Below are 14,637 nucleotides of genomic sequence, written 5' to 3'. Positions count from 1 at the left end.
GTAATCCGCCGATGGAGCCTCTTTGTCCGTTCATGACTATGTTCTAATCATCATTTTCCAGTCTGAGCCTGGTTATGCCCATCCTGTTCGATACGGTTCACGTCAGATATCGACATACCATACGCCCAGTTGCTTTGTGGAGGTACGACCCATACGGTATCTGGATCATCGTTAAGCGTCCAACCCTGATAGACCAGCTGGGAATCATCCTTATCCAGCGATACGCTCAGCGTAAAGCGGTGGACGGGTTTGCTCAGCTCGGAGGCTTTGCGCAAGGCCTGACTGCTGGTCAGGCTTTTGATTTGTTGGGACAAGGAGGTCGCCGTGTCACTGGCTACTGACTTTCCGTTCAGCGTCCAAGATGTGGAAGCACCGTCTCCGGTTCCACTGTTCCCGGAGGATTTGAGCATCCATGAGGCATTCTGGCCTTCCCACTCTATTCCGCTCAGCTTGGTATCGTCCCAATCGAACGGCGTTGTATCTGTAAAATCATCAGCACCCAGCAGCAAACTTGAAAGTGTATCTATAGGTACGGAAGCTATCTCTTTTTTGTCTGATAATACATAAACAGCATCACCGGAAGGCAACGTTTCACCGAAGGCAAAGGTACGCACGTCACCATTCTTGGTCTTAATCTCAATCTGGTCATTGGTAGCGCTGATTCCATATTTGGCTACGTCTGCAGGAGAAGATTCCACCACTTCACCCAACTTTACATTTTGAATCGCGATTAGCCAATTGTCTATTGTATATCTGTTTAACGGGTAAGACCGTGGCTTGCTCATGCTCCATTTGCCATCACGTTGTTCAAGTTCCACCGACTTGCCGTCCTTCCCTGTTATCGCGAAAGACGTAATGTCGCCTTGCGTAATCTGAACCAGCTGACGAGCCGCCGGCGCTGATTCACGAAAGAAGTTTTGGCTCTTGGCATAAATTATACCCGCTCCCAATACAACTAACAGCAGCACTGTGGGTATCCATTTTCTCATGCTCTTCTTCGCCTCCACCATAATAAGATTCCGATTACCGCGAACAGCAACGGCAATCCGATGACAGATATGGTCAATATTGTTTTCGCTTGTGCAGGAGTCAAATAAGTTACCTTATAATCCTGCTCCTGACGAGGACGAATGGTGAGCCCATCAGAGTGTTCCTGCACATAATTGAGACTGTTCAGCACAAAGTCTCGATTGCCTCCCGTACTGATCTCGGTGTCGCTTAGGAGAGCCGACGTTCCGAGAATAACAGCTTTGGGCTTACCGTCTTTCCCTTCTACCGCGTAACCGAGATCAAGCGGCCCCTGCGGGTCCTTGTCATCCTTCTGCGTTTCGTTGTTCAGTAGCCCCTGGATATTCGTTTCGCCATAGCTGGCTGCAGAAGATTTAAGCAGAAGCGTCGTCTTCCAATCCTTCTGCTCCCCTGCCTGCAAAGCAATAGACAGTGAAAGAACCGGGTACAGATTGGAGGCCGCCAACTTATCGGTGATCGCGTGACTGCCGAAGGTAGGAACCGTCCATAGAGGCCCAAGCGTATTCGTCTGTTCCTGATCCACCACGATCGCATGAGTATCCTTTACCCCATAATCAGCCGCTAATGCGTCAAGGTTTTTCCAGTCGGACCCCAAGTTCGGATGAAAGCCTAACGCCATAAAAAGCTTTCCACCATCATTCAGGTACTTACGAATACTCTTCAGTTCCGTTGCGCTGATATCCCGCTCTGGCCCAACAATAGCCAATACCGACGCATCTTTGGGCACGCTACCCGCCTGATTGAGCTGCACTTCCTCTGTTTTCACATTATCTTGTGCCAGTGAGCCGCTTAATTCGGCCATTTGGGACAAAGGGATTTCCTCATGTCCAGTCAGAAAAACCACTTTCCCTTGACGGGTTGATGATAGTCCCAGCAGTCCACTAGTCAGCTTTTCTTCCCCGGTAAACTGGTATGCCCCTTCGCCACTCCCCTGCGCTTGCGTAAATAGACTCCCAATATCTATAACCCGCTTCTTCTCTCCCTGCACCAACACAATGGATGCTGCAGTAACACCATATTGCTTGGCCAGCACCGGTTCCTGATTCAAATCGTACTGCTCGACCTTGAGCTTGTTGTTACGCTTGGCATATTCATTCAGCATATCCGTAACATCCCGGTTCAGCTTCTGATTTTGTGAAGTAGATACGGTAAAAGCAATTAATCGTACGTCTTCTTTTACTCCCTGAATGGTCGTCAACGTCTGGTCAGACAGCGTATACTGCTTGCCTGCCGTCAAATCCAGTTGAAAGCCTCCCAGCGAACGCAGAAATAACGTTAGCAAAATAAAAATACCTACAGCAGCAACCGATAGTACCACACTATTTGTATGACCCAGCCATTTTTTCATATTCATTACCTCCACCGTTTCCGTTCAACCACTTGGATGCTGAATAGCAAAAAGAGCACCGCCACCGTCACGTAGTACATCACATCGGCTCCGTTCAGCAATCCTTTGGTGAAACTGTCAAACCGTGCGGTTAGTGAAAAAGGCTCGAGCCATTGCTGTACCGCCGCAGATGCACCCGTTTGTCCACCAAACGAATCCAGCATCCAGAACACGAGTAAAATAATAAAACTGACGACCGCTGACATCATCTGATGCTGTGAAAGCGTCGAAGCGAATAAGCCGATCGCCATCATGGCTGCGCCAAGCATAAACAGACCGATCACAGATGTAAATACCAGCGTCCAATCCAGCGACCCATAAAAGGACATCACGACCGGATACGCCAGGCTGCACAGCACCAAAATGAGCAACATGCCCAGCGACGCCAAAAATTTACCCACAATCATTTCCGTCACACTCACAGGTGAGGTAAGTAGCAGTTCATCCGTACCTTGCCTGAATTCCTCCGCAACCAGCCGCATCGTGAGCAATGGGACGACGAACACCAGCATTGACAAAGTGTCACCGAGTACCAGCCGATAATCCAGAATACTAGGCTGATACATAACAAAATTCGTATAAAAAAGTAACCCCGTCAGCAGCATGTACACCGCAAGCGCAAAATACGTCGTTGGTGTCCACAGGTAGGCTTGCAGCTCCTTTTGACAGACCGCGAACAAACGCCTCATGACCGATTACCTCCTGTATCCTTGTTTTCTTCAGTCTTGTCGTCGCTGGACGCAGCTTCTCCATGATCTACGATAGTCGCAGATGCTGCATTCTCCGAGGAATGTAGGTCATGAACCGCTTGATCACCGACCTGACCTTCTCCCGTCTCGCGGGTCGTTAACTGCTGGAAGATATTTTCCAAGCTAAGGCTTTCTTTTTTCATTTCCAAAATCGGAAGCTTCGCACCAGACAGCACATAAAACAGCTCTTCGCGAAAATCCTCACCGGAAGCTCCTGTGAGTAGCAATCCGGTCAGGTCTTGCTCTGCAGCAGTCTGCTTCATATTCGCTGGAGGCAGCGTAGCCGTCAAAGATTCAACCTCTACTTTTCCCCAAGCACGCAGCACCTTCAGCACCTGCTCACGCTCGCCCTTAACCTCCACCTTTACCTTGAATCCATCTTCCATCGAACCGCCGAGCGCGTCAGGGCGCCCATCCATGACCAGTTCCCCTTCATGGATAATAAGAACCCGATTGCACAATGCGTCCACCTCAGGCAAAATATGCGTGCTGAGCAATACCGTATGATTTTCACCAATCTCCTGAATAAGCTGACGAATCTCCAAAATCTGATTGGGGTCCAAACCCGAGGTCGGCTCATCCAGCACCAGTAAATCCGGGTTATGAATAATCGCTCCTGCCAGTCCCAAGCGCTGTTTATACCCTTTGGACAAACTACGGACCAGTTGTTTTTCACGCCCATTTAGTCCCAGCCGGGAAATCATCTCCGAAATACGCAGCTTCTGCTCTCTCGCAGGCACGTCCCGAATACTAGCTACAAACTTTAAGTAGGATTGTACGGACATATCCCCATATAAAGGGGGTGTCTCCGGCAAATAACCGATTTTGGAACGGGCCTGTCTGCCATTATCCTGAATCGGGATGCCATCAATCGTAATCACTCCCTCGATTGGCTGAAGATACCCCGTAATCATGCGCATCGTCGTCGTTTTGCCCGCACCATTCGGCCCCAGAAAACCAACAATTTCACCGCGCTGCATTTCAAAATCCAGCTTATGTACGCCCCGGTTGCCCTCATACCACTTGCTCACTTGCTGCACCTTGAGCACATGTTTCACCCTTTCCTTTATCGTAATCTTCTCCCTACTGCTCCCCTACCCCAAAATGTTGCATGGGAAGCGGGTAGCAGCGGAGCGGAGGATTTGGAGCTGTAGAAGCGTCAACAGCGATCGGAAGCCCAAAACCTTCGCGGAGCGGTCTCCCCGCACCTCATGCTACACTTTTAAATTCTAATGATAATCCCCCACATATAACTCCAGCTTAACGTCACTTAAATAGAAGCTTAAAATAATGTGTCTAAAATGTGAAAACAAAAATACACATCTATCCTCGGAAAGCTGTACGGTTCACTATGGCCTTCTTTCGAATTTACTACCATTACAACGTGTGAAGGGAGTGTATAAAAAGCGATGAGCGTATTGTTTACCAATCTTATTTCAAACGGCGACTTCGAAGCCGGATCAACCCTTTTTTGGAATTCTGTCAATGTAACCGTCACTAACTTATCCGTAAAAAAGACAAACTTTTATAGTGCGATCCTGGCAGGAGGCGCGGTTGACGCGTCTCTTTCCCAGGTCGTTTTAGCCAATACAGGCGAAAGCTATACATTGAGCCTTTCAGCCGCAAAAATAGGAAGTATGTTCAATCCTCAAATCAACATATATCTGTTCTATTATGATGCGGCCTTTAACTTCCTTGGCACGGGACTGACTACCTATTTGAGTGCTGGCACATTGCCGGACGCTGTTAATGGAACATGGCAGAGCGTGTATGAAGTAACGGCTCCTGTTCCAGCCAACACAACCTATGCTTTTTTGGCTATTACCAAAAGCCCTTTGCTCAACTCAGCTGATGTAGCAATTGATTCCGTTTCCTTAGTCAAAGCAAGTGCAACTGGACTCGTGGGGCCAACCGGACCTACCGGCAGTACAGGACCTACAGGACCTACAGGACCTACAGGACCTACAGGACCTACAGGGCCTACAGGATTCACTGGACCTGTAGGCCCTACCGGCGACACTGGGGCTACCGGACCTGTCGGACCTACTGGCGACACTGGAGCTACCGGACCTGTCGGACCAACAGGAGATACAGGTCCAGAAGGACCAACAGGAGATACAGGTCCAGAAGGACCGATTGGCCCAACTGGACCTACGGGGCCGACTGGACCTACCGGACCTACCGGACTCTAACCTCCTTTTACTACCACATCATGGATTTAAGCGATGTACCACACCCTATCGACAAGCCGCCCAGCACGTTATGACTTTGTCATCCTTGCCCTGCCGCGATTGCGGCAGGGCTTCTATAAATCAGACCTCTTGATAAATAAAGCTTTATGTTTGACCTGAATCCTTAGATGATTCCCGAGGGAGTGATGCTCAATTGATCAGTATCAGCCTGTGCATGATTGTCAAAAATGATCAGAATACCATTGGCCGTTGCCTTGAATCAGTCCATCATATTGTGGATGAAATCAACATCGTGGACACGGGTTCACAGGATCGGACCATTGACATTTGCCGTACCTTTACAGATCGGATTTTTCCGTTTGAATGGGTAGATCATTTTGCCCTTGCACGTAACTATTCGTTTGAGCAAGCTACGCAGGAGTACATTCTCTGGCTTGATGCCGATGATATTTTGAAGGAGCAGGATGCCGTCAAGCTGCTTGAACTGAAGCAAACCCTTGATTCCTCAACCATACCAACCGTCGATTCAGTGTCCATGAAATATCATTACGGCTTCGATGATCATGGCAATGTTACTCTACATTTTCGTCGAAATCGCTTGGTCAGACGGTCGGCCGGGTTCCGTTGGCACGGAGCAGTGCATGAGTACCTCGCCGTAGATGGAAATATTCAACATGCGGATATTGCCATAACTCACACCAGAGCACATACGGTCTCTCCAGGACGAAATCTGCGAATTTATGAGAAACAGCTCGCCCAAGGCCACATCTTCTCTCCACGCGACCTCTACTATTACGCTAACGAGCTTAGAGACAATGGAAGATATGAGCAGGCAGTGCAGGCATACCAGGATTTTTTGGATACCGAACAATGCTGGGTAGAGGACGCGATTAGTGCATGTGGTAAAATGGCTGACTGTCTGCATCGGCTTGGCAAGCTGGAGCAAAGCATCACCGCGGCTCTCCGTAGCCTGACCTTCGATACGCCCAGGGCAGACCTGTGCTGTCGGATGGGTCATTATTTTTTGCACAAAAATGAGATCCCCAAAGCCGTTTACTGGTACGACATGGCTACCATTCTGAATCCTCCTGACACGATGGGACCGGTACAGGACGCGTACCAAACTTGGCTTCCTCATATTCAGCTATGCATTTGCCATTTTCGGCTGAAGGACTATACACGTGCGAACTGGCACAATGAGCAAGCTGCCACGTACGTTCCCAACGACCCGCATGTCCTGCATAATCGGCGATATTTCAGCACAATCCTGAATCCTCCCCAATAAAGGTGCCTCCCATACTCACCCATCATTCTTTAAGTAAGTCAAAGGAGGAGCAAGCAAATGCAACAACAGAATCGGTACAAGATAGCTGTCTATGCCATCAGTAAAAATGAAGCCCGATTCGCCAAGCGCTGGATGCACTCCATGCGAGAAGCAGATGTTGTCATTGTAGCGGACACCGGCTCAACAGACGACACCGTTTCCCTGCTACGCGAGGCGGGTGCAGAGGTGCATCGCATTCAGGTAACCCCTTGGCGTTTTGACAAGGCTCGCAATGAGTCCCTGCGGCTGGTCCCCGACGATGTAGATATTTGTATCTGTACGGATCTGGATGAAGTCTGGGAGGAGGGTTGGCGGGCGCGGCTGGAACGCAACTGGAAGGAAGGAACTACCCGAATGCTATATGCCTTCACGCATGGACAGCCCGAGCAAGATACCGCTTATACATGGTTCTGGAAAGAAAAAATACACACTCGTCACGACTACCGCTGGGTACGCCCGGTTCACGAGGTACTTGAATATATCGGGGAGGGTGAAGAACGCAGCATCCGATCAGACCAGCTCCGCTTGTATCATGATCCAGATCCGCACAAATCCCGCAGCCAATACCTTCCACTGCTGGAGCAGTCAGTGCGCGAGTTTCCCGAGGATGACCGCAACATGCATTACTTGGGGCGGGAATATATGTATCATGGCCGTTGGGACGAATGCATCGCTACACTGCAACAACATCTTGTCATGCCGCAGGCGCGCTGGGCAGATGAACGCAGCGCTTCGATGCGCTTTATTTCTAGAGCCTATAAGGCAAGTGAACAATGGCAGGAGGCTGCACGTTGGTTATACCGAGCTATTGCGGAAGCGCCGTATTTACGTGAACCTTACACGGAAATGGCTCAGCTTGCCTATCATACACGGAACTGGCCCGCCGTCTATCATATGGTCGAAGAAGCACTGCGTATTTCAACACGACCGGATACGTACATGCAAGAGGATTTTTGCTGGGACGCCACACTGTATGATCTTGGAGCCCTCGCTTGCTACGAGTTGGGTCTACTGCACAAAGCATGTGAATTTGCGAGAGAAGCAACGGAGCGCTCACCGGAAGATTCTCGCCTTAGCCATAATTATGCGCTGATTCAATCCAGGCTTCCATAGAAACCCACACCCCGTCCTGTAGGTTGAATAACTTGGTATAGGAGCTTGTGATTGGCAAAGGAGGTTATCGAGATCAAAGTTCTATTTACTTTTTATATACCTAGCGGCGGCGTGGAAACCTTGAACCGCCAACGCTGTAAAGTGCTCATTCAGGACGGGATTGAATGTCATCTTCTCTATTATCAGCAGGGTACGGGGATGCAAAACCTGCACGGCGATATTCCTGTGTTCATGACTTCATCTGAAGAAGAAATTCGAATGCTGGTAATTACTAACCGCTATGATGCAATTATCGTCTCATCGGATTATCCTATGCTCGCCAGACTGCGAATGTTGGGCTATCAGGGGATATTAATCTATGAATCGCAGGGCTTTGGTTCTCACGAAGAGGCTGCTTGGGTTGTCGCGGATGCAGTTCCGTATCTTCAAAGATATGCCAACGCGGTGCTCTTGCCCAATACAACTCATCTGGTGCAGCTATTTACCAACACGTGTCCATGGCTTAATCGTTATGTATTTCCCAACGTACTGGATACCAGCGTATTTAATTATGTACCTAACACTCCTCCGACCAATCCGGTCATTGCATGGGTTGGGCGGCTGGAGCCCAATAAGAATTGGAGGCATTTTATCGACATTTCTTACTGGATGCTACAAAATCGTGCGGATCTTCGGATTTGGATGTTTTATGATGACACATTGTCACAGCCAGAGGATAAAATACAATTCGAAAAAATGCTTACTCAGCTCGGCATGTCCTCAGTAATCGAGCGTTTTCAAAGCGTGCCTCATGTCAAAATGCCTCTGTATTATTCCATGATTGGCGACTCAGGTGGCTACCTGCTATCGACTTCGCTGGTGGAGGGATTTGGCTATGCGGTAGCTGAGGCGATGGCCTGTCGTTGCCCGGTATTAAGCACTGATTCAGACGGAGTACGGGCATTCATTGACCATAACGAAACCGGTAAATTTTATCAGCAGGGAGACATCTTACAGGCGATATTGCAAGGACTAGACCTGATGAACAACGTACCTCAACGCGAATCTATCCGCCAGAAGGGGCTGGCGCGGATCGTCAGCCTGTTGGCACCGGATAAATATGTACGCTCCTTCCGGCAGATGATGAACACGCTGGGTGTGAGGTAACCCGCTATTTTAGTGAATGTCTGCAAAAGTCAGTTTTATTTTCCAAAAAACAGCTGACGACAACCCTTTTTATACACGGGCCATCGTCAGCTTTAACTTTCCTTTTTATGATTGAATATTGGAATCTATCTAATCTTTAGTATGCAGTCTCCTGCATGAATATCCTTGGAGTCTTCAACTAAGATATCCGTGTACACGGCTGTATTGGTTACAATGACGGAGGTGGTAATATCATATCCTTCATCCTCTATAGCTTTTGGATCGAATTCAACCAGCTTGTCCCCTTTTTGAATCGTATCCCCTTCAGACACAAAGGAAGTGAAATGTTTTCCTTTCAAGCTGACCGTATTAATTCCAATGTGAATGAGCAGTTCAACTCCATCCTCAGAAATCAGACCGATGGCATGCTTGGTCTTGAAAACGGTAACAACTGTTCCGTTAAATGGCGCATAGGCTACCCCTTCCTTCGGGATAATAGCAGTCCCCTGACCCATCGCACCACTGGAAAAAGCTTCATCTTTTACTGCGGTTAAAGGAATCAATTCACCGTTTAAAGGACTGAATACCGTTTTTTCTTCTTCTTTGCCTTCATCTGCGACCTTAATCTTAGACGCCGGTTTTGCATTTTTATAACCAAAAAGATAGGTCAAAATAAATGCGACTACAAAAGCTACAACCAAAGATATGATAAAGCCTATGAAGCCTGCATCCATGCCTTTTGGATTAATGAATAGAGGTATACCAAAAATGCCGCCTGAGGCAAATCCATATGCCGTTGAGCCGAGTAAGCCCGCTACAGCTCCTCCTATACCTCCAGCGATCGAGGCTAAAATAAACGGTTTTTTGGCGGGTAGCGTAACCCCGTAAATAGCTGGTTCCGTAACCCCCATCAAGCCTGCAATCGTCGCGGAAGTCGCAATCGGCTTTAATTTAGGGTCCCGTGATTTCAAAGCGATAGCAAAAGCCGCACCTGTTTGCGCAAACGTAGTACAGAACAGCATACCGTTAATCGGATCAAACCCGTTCGTAACTACATTATTCAGGAGAATTGGAATGAATGCCCAATGCAGACCGAAGATAATGATGCCCTGCCAGAACCCGGCCAAAACGAGACCAGCTACAGCCGGACTTAACTGGTAAATCCACATGGAGCCTTTGGCTAACCCATCACTGATTATAGTTGCTATCGGTCCGACAACCAGAAAAACAAGCGGCGATACGATGACCAAGGTCAGAAAAGGCACAATGAACATTTTAATGGAGGCAGGTGCATATTTACTTATCATTTTTTCAACCTTAGCTGCCAACAACGCTCCAATAATGATAGGTATAACAGAAGAAGTATAATTAATCAGAACGACAGGTATGGTCAAAAAGGACAGCGCCGCTTTATCCGTAAAGGCCGAAGTAATGGTGGGATACACCAAGGCGGCCCCCAAAACAGCAGACAGGTACGGGTTTCCTCCAAACTTTTTACCTGCTGAAAACCCTAGAATAACCGGAAAGAAATAAAACATAGCGTCTGCTGTCGCATATAAAATTTTATACGTGCCCATCTGATCAGTCATCCAGCCCAGGGATGTGCATAAGGCCAATAGTCCTTTTAGAATCCCCACAGCAGCGAGCACACCCACAACGGGCATGAACACGCCTGAAATTACATCGACAAATCGGCTGAATAGGCTCGCTTTTTCATTTTTTTGATCGTCTTCAACCATTTGATCTCCATGCTTTACTCCCATTGTATCCAAAAGAGCTTCATAAACTTTGGGGACCTCATTCCCAATGACCACCTGAAATTGGCCACCACTTTCCACAACGGTAATGACACCGTCAATTTGCTTGATCTTTTCTTTATCTGGCAATTGATTATCCTTCAGTTTGAATCTCAATCGAGTGACACAGTGAATGACACTGTTCACATTTTCATTTCCGCCCACGGCACTCAAAACTTCTTTGGCTGTTTTTTTATGATCCATCATGTTCACTCCTTCTTGGATGCGCTTTCTATTTTTCTATTCGCAGTAGCCGGATGTGCAATAACTGCGACAATTACGGCACTTATCCCACCTGCAAGTTTACCCACGATCATAGCAATCACCATATTCTTGTCCATTCCTGCTACAAAGCCAAGATGTCCTCCCAGAACAAAAGATCCACTGACAGCAAAAGCAATACTGATCACTTTTCCTCTGGGCTCCATCTCTTTAACTAAAGTGAAAGTAGGAATATTATGAGCAAGACTAGCTACCAGACCCGCAGTAGCCGATGGATTTATGTTGAGCAAACGTCCTGCCCGTTCAAGCGGATCTTTAAATATTTTTGTAATACATGCAACCAACGGAAACGCACCAGCCAATACAATAGCAATCGTTCCAACCGTTTGCACACCGACAGACAACGGAGCCATATTGGGAATGATCACAAATCCGGTTAAGGTTTCGACCCCAATGGCTACCAAACCGACAAGAGATAGAAGCCTGATGCCGTTACCAAACCACTTGAACAATCGGATCGTAAGCTCCGTAAATAAACGTAAACCCATCATAATAAGGAGTGAAAGTACAATTGGAATGATCAGATTTTTTAAAATCATAATCACGTCAAATCCGGCGGTCATTCCCCCTATGAAACAGCCAACGGGAATTGTACTGATACCGATCAAGATACCTTTTGCAAAATATGGATGATCCTCTTTTCCCAAAATGCCGAGGGCAACCGGAATCGTAAATACGAGCGTTGGGCCAAACATGGTTCCTAGAAAAACCCAGGAAAACACGCCCGCTTGTTGGCTGTGTGCCATTTCCGCCGCAAGTGCGTACCCTCCCATATCTACCGCCAATATCGTATTGGCAAAGGATGCCGGATCGGCACCGATTGCCACATATAACGGTGAAACAATGGGGATCAACCATGCGGCCAGTACAGGAGCCAAGGAAACAATTCCTATCATGACCAGGGCAAGAGAGCCCATGGTCATTAGCCCATTGTTGAAGGCTTGTCCCAACCCCCAGCGGTTACCCAAACATTGATCCAATGCACCCAGCACTAAAAAAAGAGCGATAACATACATCACAATATCGTTAATAGACATTTACTTGCCTCTTAATACACATGAACTTTATGATTTTCTGCGCTGTCATAGGTGTCGAATACAAGCTGGAGTGTCTTGATATTATCGTGACCACTCGTTTGAAATTCTTTTCCCGTGTTGAGGCAATCTATAAAATGAGCCTGTAGCTTTTTGTGGCTCTCCTCATAGTTTAATTCTGTTTTTTCAACCAATACTTTTTCAACTCCCTGGTTATTAATGAGCGTTAATTTACCTGTGTTATACAGTTTTAGGGTGGCCTGATCGCCTTCAATCACCAGCTGTTCTTTATGATCAGGAAGGACCTGCTCCGGCAGTTGCTCATTCAGTTCCCTACGAGTCGCCCAGCTCATGTCCATGAGACCGAAATAATGTTCATAACCTAACATGATGATGCCGGTGTCTTCTCCCTTTGTATAAGGGCTGACTCGTTTGGTTTCCGCATATAGACGTTGGGGTTCACCAAATAAGAAACGCCATGTGTCCAGCCAATGAACTCCCATTTCATAAAACAAAAGCTTGGGCATATCTCTGAAAAATGGCTGCGGCAGCTCTTTTTCCGGGGCGAACCTCGGCGAATAAAAATCAGTATGCGTATAACGTATAACGTTCATATTCCCAACGATATTCTCTGCCAGCAGTTTTTTAATGATTTGAAAAGGTTCAAGCCAACGCCAATTTTCGGTCACCATAAGTCTGACTCCTGCTGCTTCAGCAATACCTACAATCTGCTCAGCTTCTTCAACAGAACGTGCAAAAGGTTTTTGGCACATAATATGTTTTCCGGCTGCGGCCGCCAGTCTAACCAGTTCCAGATGTGTCTCAGGAGGTGTAATGATGTCCACGACATCAATATCCGCTTCGCTTAGCATCTCCTCCAGGCCGGTATAACAATATTCAGTAGGTATATGGAATTGAGCTGCTTTTTCAAAAAGTAAACCTTTATTTCGATCACAAAATCCTTTGATTTCTGCATCCGAGATAAACTGCCATGCTTTTATATGTTTTTCCGACCAATATCCCGTTCCAATAACGCCGATTTTCCACATGTTGCTTCACTCCATCCACATTCTTCTCTGTTTTTATTTCGTTCCAATGATGACAACATCACTTTCAAAGCTGTGCATGTCTAGCACCGATTGATCCTTTTGGACAGACACATCAGTTTGGGCAAACCGCTTCCCGGCTAAATCAATCGTTGTAAACTTGTAATCCTGCACGTTGATACTTAGTCGTACCTTCGTGTTAAATGGGACATACAAGACAAGGGTATTCTCGTTCCCCGCAGCTCTAATTTCCTCTGTCTTGTTTAAAACAACATCCAGCGGCTTAACGCCAATAAGGTTATACATTTCAAACAAATATTTAATAAAGGAATAATCCCACGCACCTTCAAATCGTAAGGCCGTTCTCCAATCATAGGGACTATCGAATCCTTCCCCTTCTACAATACCGAATTTCTTCCCTTTTTTATGCCAGCTCCAAATGCCATGCGCCCCGTAGGTAATTCCCGCTCCCCCGCCTGCAAGGAGACTTTGCCATGCCGCTTTTCTGGCATCCAGAGCAGTGTATCTGCCATACACATTGCGGCTGTAACTAATTTGTTCATAACATGGCTCCCCATTAATGACAGGCCGTATATCCGGCTTATGATAGAAATGTTGAGCAATCTCATGGGCTACATGTTGAAACTGGGAGTTATGTCCTGATTGATACATATAGAATCCAAGACCCTGGTGTTTCTCAAAGGCTTGAGGAATTTCTCTCAATCTTCCTTGAATATGCAGCGTAGTTAAGCTTGCAGGGCTTAATTGTTGTACAATATCCAGTGCTTTTAAATAATAGGAATTGGCACGTTCGGTCGGAAAATCACTATCCCCGCTGATCAGAAAAATAGGATCCAATGGAGAAAAACGGTTTACGACGTACGTTACATAGTGTTCAACGCATTCAAACGGCATTTTATTACCCTTTTGGAACATCTCAGCCCATGTATCCGGTACATAGTTACACCACAACAGAACCAATGCTGGAACAAATCCACGCTCTACAGCCATCTGTATCATGACTTCCGCCCGGTCAAAGTAAGCTTCGTTTAAGGTATGGTAGTCAAAATCTCCATTTTTCAGTAATACAAACGGCTGTAGATCCAGATCTGATTCACTGGCATCCCATTGTCGGAGCATATTGATTTGCAAAACGTTGAAGCCCTGCATCTTCCGATAATCCAGGTAATCGCTCCACTCTTCCAACGTTGCATTAGTAAACACACTCCAGACGGTATCCGCTAAATAAAAGAAAGGCTTACCCTCTTTTGTAAAACTTCTTTGATTATCTGCAATGTTCAAACTCAAATAAATCACCTTTCCTTTCTTGCTGCATTTACAATCACCTCTAAACAAAACTAAACAATAAACTAAATTTATATGTGTTTTTCGCGAAATAAACTAAATTAAAGCGCTTTACAGTTGAATATTAACACTATCAATGATAATAGGTCAATAAATTTTTATTTTTAGTTATTTAGTTTAGTTGAGTTTATAAACTAAACTTTTTTGTAGAGTAATGATATAATTTATGTAGTTTAGTTCAATAGGGGGTTCCAC

12 protein-coding genes are annotated in these 14,637 nt (G+C 46.6%); 4 read left to right on the top strand and 8 right to left on the bottom strand.

Annotation, left to right across the window (positions count from 1 at the left end; all coding sequences use genetic code 11):
- Positions 1-50: 50 nt before the first annotated feature.
- The 4 genes from AC6EJC_RS07305 to AC6EJC_RS07290 are packed head-to-tail and all read right to left on the bottom strand — an operon-like array spanning position 51 to position 4,214.
- Positions 51-989 carry a DUF4340 domain-containing protein gene (locus AC6EJC_RS07305; RefSeq protein WP_444953378.1) on the bottom strand — a complete coding sequence of 313 codons (939 nt, stop codon included), beginning with the start codon at positions 987-989 and terminating at the stop codon, positions 51-53.
- Positions 986-2,377: a GldG family protein gene (locus tag AC6EJC_RS07300; RefSeq protein ID WP_444953377.1), complete on the bottom strand. Its 1,392-nt coding sequence runs from the start codon at positions 2,375-2,377 to the stop codon at positions 986-988. The genes AC6EJC_RS07305 and AC6EJC_RS07300 overlap by 4 nt, the downstream gene beginning before the upstream one ends.
- A 5-nt stretch (positions 2,378-2,382) precedes the next feature.
- Positions 2,383-3,105 carry an ABC transporter permease gene (locus AC6EJC_RS07295; RefSeq protein WP_025719492.1) on the bottom strand — a complete coding sequence of 241 codons (723 nt, stop codon included), beginning with the start codon at positions 3,103-3,105 and terminating at the stop codon, positions 2,383-2,385.
- On the bottom strand, positions 3,102-4,214 hold the full coding sequence (locus AC6EJC_RS07290) for an ABC transporter ATP-binding protein (RefSeq protein ID WP_444953376.1): 1,113 nt from the start codon (positions 4,212-4,214) through the stop codon (positions 3,102-3,104). Before AC6EJC_RS07290 ends, AC6EJC_RS07295 begins: the two co-directional genes overlap by 4 nt.
- Positions 4,215-4,574: 360 nt before the next feature.
- Here AC6EJC_RS07290 and AC6EJC_RS07285 point away from each other — a divergent pair, with 360 nt between their 5' ends.
- The 4 genes from AC6EJC_RS07285 (at position 4,575) to AC6EJC_RS07270 (ending at position 8,940) form a co-directional block, all read left to right on the top strand.
- Positions 4,575-5,357 carry an NTTRR-F1 domain gene (locus AC6EJC_RS07285; protein ID WP_444953375.1) on the top strand — a complete coding sequence of 261 codons (783 nt, stop codon included), beginning with the start codon at positions 4,575-4,577 and terminating at the stop codon, positions 5,355-5,357.
- Positions 5,358-5,550: 193 nt separating this feature from the next.
- The gene (locus tag AC6EJC_RS07280; protein WP_444953374.1) at positions 5,551-6,642 is read left to right on the top strand and encodes a glycosyltransferase family 2 protein; all 1,092 of its coding nucleotides are present in this window, start codon (positions 5,551-5,553) and stop codon (positions 6,640-6,642) included.
- A 57-nt stretch (positions 6,643-6,699) separates the two neighbouring features.
- Positions 6,700-7,794, top strand: coding sequence for a tetratricopeptide repeat-containing glycosyltransferase (locus AC6EJC_RS07275; RefSeq protein WP_444953373.1), 1,095 nt, complete (start codon positions 6,700-6,702; stop codon positions 7,792-7,794).
- Between the two features lie 51 nt (positions 7,795-7,845).
- Positions 7,846-8,940, top strand: a complete 1,095-nt coding sequence (locus AC6EJC_RS07270) for a glycosyltransferase family 4 protein (protein WP_444953372.1) — start codon at positions 7,846-7,848, stop codon at positions 8,938-8,940.
- A 125-nt stretch (positions 8,941-9,065) separates the two neighbouring features.
- Here the strand turns inward: AC6EJC_RS07270 and AC6EJC_RS07265 are convergent, their stop codons facing one another.
- From AC6EJC_RS07265 to AC6EJC_RS07250, 4 genes are read right to left on the bottom strand one after another with little or no spacing between them, the layout of a single operon-like run.
- The gene (locus AC6EJC_RS07265) at positions 9,066-10,919 is read right to left on the bottom strand and encodes a beta-glucoside-specific PTS transporter subunit IIABC (RefSeq protein WP_444953431.1); all 1,854 of its coding nucleotides are present in this window, start codon (positions 10,917-10,919) and stop codon (positions 9,066-9,068) included.
- 5 nt (positions 10,920-10,924) lie between these two features.
- Positions 10,925-12,034 carry an ethanolamine utilization protein EutH gene (gene eutH / locus AC6EJC_RS07260; RefSeq protein WP_444953371.1) on the bottom strand — a complete coding sequence of 370 codons (1,110 nt, stop codon included), beginning with the start codon at positions 12,032-12,034 and terminating at the stop codon, positions 10,925-10,927.
- 11 nt (positions 12,035-12,045) lie between these two features.
- On the bottom strand, positions 12,046-13,080 hold the full coding sequence (locus AC6EJC_RS07255) for a Gfo/Idh/MocA family protein (protein WP_444953370.1): 1,035 nt from the start codon (positions 13,078-13,080) through the stop codon (positions 12,046-12,048).
- Positions 13,081-13,113: 33 nt separating this feature from the next.
- On the bottom strand, positions 13,114-14,394 hold the full coding sequence (locus AC6EJC_RS07250; RefSeq protein WP_444953369.1) for a glycoside hydrolase family 140 protein: 1,281 nt from the start codon (positions 14,392-14,394) through the stop codon (positions 13,114-13,116).
- Positions 14,395-14,637: the final 243 nt, after the last annotated feature.

The sequence above is a fragment of the Paenibacillus sp. TY11 genome (genome assembly GCF_059772165.1).
The sequence above is the reverse complement of the archived record's forward strand: the minus strand, read 5'-3'. Positions and strand labels throughout refer to the sequence as shown.

Excerpts from the sequence above, each read along its gene's own strand:
- eutH (WP_444953371.1), bottom strand. The coding sequence starts at position 12,034 with ATGTCTATTAACGATATTGTGATGTATGTTATCGCTCTTTTTTTAGTG.
- AC6EJC_RS07285 (WP_444953375.1), top strand. The coding sequence starts at position 4,575 with ATGAGCGTATTGTTTACCAATCTTATTTCAAACGGCGACTTCGAAGCC.
- AC6EJC_RS07255 (WP_444953370.1), bottom strand. The coding sequence starts at position 13,080 with ATGTGGAAAATCGGCGTTATTGGAACGGGATATTGGTCGGAAAAACAT.
- AC6EJC_RS07295 (WP_025719492.1), bottom strand. The coding sequence starts at position 3,105 with ATGAGGCGTTTGTTCGCGGTCTGTCAAAAGGAGCTGCAAGCCTACCTG.
- AC6EJC_RS07300 (WP_444953377.1), bottom strand. The coding sequence starts at position 2,377 with ATGAAAAAATGGCTGGGTCATACAAATAGTGTGGTACTATCGGTTGCT.
- AC6EJC_RS07275 (WP_444953373.1), top strand. The coding sequence starts at position 6,700 with ATGCAACAACAGAATCGGTACAAGATAGCTGTCTATGCCATCAGTAAA.
- AC6EJC_RS07305 (WP_444953378.1), bottom strand. The coding sequence starts at position 989 with ATGAGAAAATGGATACCCACAGTGCTGCTGTTAGTTGTATTGGGAGCG.
- AC6EJC_RS07265 (WP_444953431.1), bottom strand. The coding sequence starts at position 10,919 with ATGGATCATAAAAAAACAGCCAAAGAAGTTTTGAGTGCCGTGGGCGGA.